This is a genomic window from Protofrankia sp. CiP1_Cm_nod4 (assembly GCF_982290645.1).
The window spans coordinates 23611-26048 of record NZ_CEVIVC010000028.1; the positions used below are offsets into that span (position 1 = coordinate 23611).

At 69.8% G+C, this 2438-nt stretch carries 2 protein-coding genes; one reads left to right on the forward strand and one right to left on the reverse strand.

Annotated features, from left to right (window positions below; genetic code table 11):
• Window positions 1-447: 447 nt before the first annotated feature.
• Window positions 448-708, forward strand: a complete 261-nt coding sequence (locus AC5LSR_RS08020) for a cell division protein CrgA (protein ID WP_250282949.1) — start codon at window positions 448-450, stop codon at window positions 706-708.
• 679 nt (window positions 709-1387) lie between these two features.
• Here the strand turns inward: AC5LSR_RS08020 and AC5LSR_RS08025 are convergent.
• Window positions 1388-2438: glycoside hydrolase family 15 protein (locus tag AC5LSR_RS08025; RefSeq protein ID WP_493468305.1), on the reverse strand; the 1051-nt coding region annotated here is incomplete at its 5' end.

Sequence of the window (2438 nt, forward strand, 5' to 3'; positions counted from 1 at the left end):
CTCCCACCCCGGCACGCCCATGCGCTCTTCCCGCCCCGGCGTTGACACGGCGCGCACGCTCCGGCCACGAACCACCACGCCAGCATCGGAACAGGGGCCGGCCAGAGCCGAGGCCGGGGCCAGGGTCGGAGCCGAGGTCGGGGCCAGAGCCGGGGTCGGGGCCAGAGCCGGAGCCGGAGCCGGGGAGCCCGTCGGGCGCGTCCCGGGACGCCCACGGCGCCGGAGCCCTGGGCCTGCCGGGACCGCCCGGATTCCCGGCTCCCGAAGGCGGGCGCGGGAAATCAGGAGCATCTGCTTCCGCCCTTCCGGGTGCCCCGACGCGTCCCGGCACAGTGGATGTCTACCCTGTGAAATGGGCGATCCGTACCCGTGCGGCCTACCGGCCCACCGGCGGCACGGGCGGCACTTCGCCCATGGTGATCATACAGTGCACCGAGGAGCTCTGAAGTGCCCGTTTCCCGGCGTCGCAAGAAGAAGTCGACCAGCGCACCACCCCAGGCCACCCAGCCGCGCAAGCGCAAGCCACCGTCGCCGCCCTGGGTGGGTGCGCTGATCCTCGCGCTCTTCCTGATCGGTATCACCTGGCTGCTCGTCTACTACTTCTCCAACGGGGACATCCCCGGAATGGGCGGCCTCGGCGCCTGGAACATCCTCATCGGCTTCGGCTTCGTCGTGATCGGCCTCGGCGTCTCCACCCAGTGGCGCTAGGAGCGCCGGTCAGGTAACCATACGTATCCCCGCGAACGGTGGCGCACCTCGATGGACGCCGGCCACCGGAGAAGATCGGCGTAATTTTGTCGTTGTGTACGCTTTTGCGGCCAAAAAGCGTACACAACGACAAACTCGCCTGGATCATGGCCTGTGCGGGTGGTCGTGGATGGGATTCGCACCACTTGGCCGGCACTCCAGGCCTTCGCCAGCGGGCCTTTCCCCGGCGGGTCCTCGATCTCCCGCAGATCCACCGGTCTCCCGCAGATCCGCGGGCGCCCGGGTCGGCGGGCGCCCGGGTCGGCGGGTACCCGGGTCGGCGGGTACCCGGGTCGGCGGGTACCCGGGTCGGCGGGTACCCGGGTCGGCGGGTACCCGGGTCGGCGGGTACCCGGGTCGGCGGGTACCCGGGTCGGCGGGTGTCCGCCGGGCGGATCCGGCTGGGGACCGGGTTGATCGCCGGGCGGCCGCGCCGCGGGATGGACGGAACTTCCACCGGTGTTATTCATCCCCAACGGTTGTCCACAGTGTGGATATCGTCGCGGGTGAGCATCGTTATGGGTGAGCACCCGCGGACGCACCGCTGCAGGCGACGCCACGGCGCTCCATGACACACGGGGATATACCGGAACATTTATGGAAATACGGGCCGCGACCGTGACGCGCGGGGCGCAACAGGTCAGGACGCCGGGGCGGGCCCGGGCTCGCCCGCGGCCTCCTCGGCCCGGATCACGTGCATGACCGCGTTGATGAGAGCCAGATGGGTGAACGCCTGCGGGAAGTTCCCCAGGTGCCGGCCGGTGCTCGGGTCGAGCTCCTCCGCGTAGAGGTCCAGCGGGCTGGCGAAGCTCAGCAGGCGCTCGCAGTGCTGCCTGGCGCGGACCACCTCACCGATCTCCACCAGGGCGGAGATCAGCCAGAACGAGCACATGAGGAAGGCGCCCTCAGCCCCGGTCAGGCCGTCGTCGGTCTCCTCCACGCGGTAGCGCAGCACCAGGCCGTCGACCGTCAGCTCGTCGGCGATCGCGAGGACAGTCGCGCGTACCCGTGGATCGGTCGGGGGCAGGAATCCCAACAGCGGCATGAGCAGCAGCGACGCGTCCAACGCCTTCGAGCCGTAACACTGGGTGAAGACTCCGCGCTCGTCGAGACCGTTCGTACACACGTCGGTGTGTATCTCGTCGGCGACAGCCGCCCAACGGGCCGCGGTCTTGGCGTCCCCGCGCATCGCGGCCAGCCGCCGGCCCCGGTCGGCGGCGACCCAGCACATCACCTTCGACGAGGTGAAGTGCCGTAGTTCCCCCCGCACCTCCCAGATGCCGCAGTCCGGCTCCCGCCAGTGCTCGGCGGCGGTCTCCACCAGCCTGACCAGCACCGGCCACAACCGCTCCGACAGATAGTCGCGCGAGCGGGTGTGCAGGTAGACCGAGTCGAGGATCGCGCCCCACAGATCGTGCTGGCGCTGGGAGAACGCCGCGTTGCCGACCCGGACCGGGAACGCCCCGTCGTAGCCGGACAGATGCCCGAGGATCTGCTCGTCCAGCCGGCTCTCGCCACCGACCCCGTACATGATCTGTAGGTCGTCGCCGTTCTCGCAGACGTCCGCGATGAACGAGAAGAAGTCGTTCGCCTCGTAGTCGAGCCCCAGGGTGTACAGGCCCCACAGCGCGAATGTGGAGTCACGGATCCAGCTGTACCGGTAGTCCCAGTTACGCTCCCCTCGCGGCGTC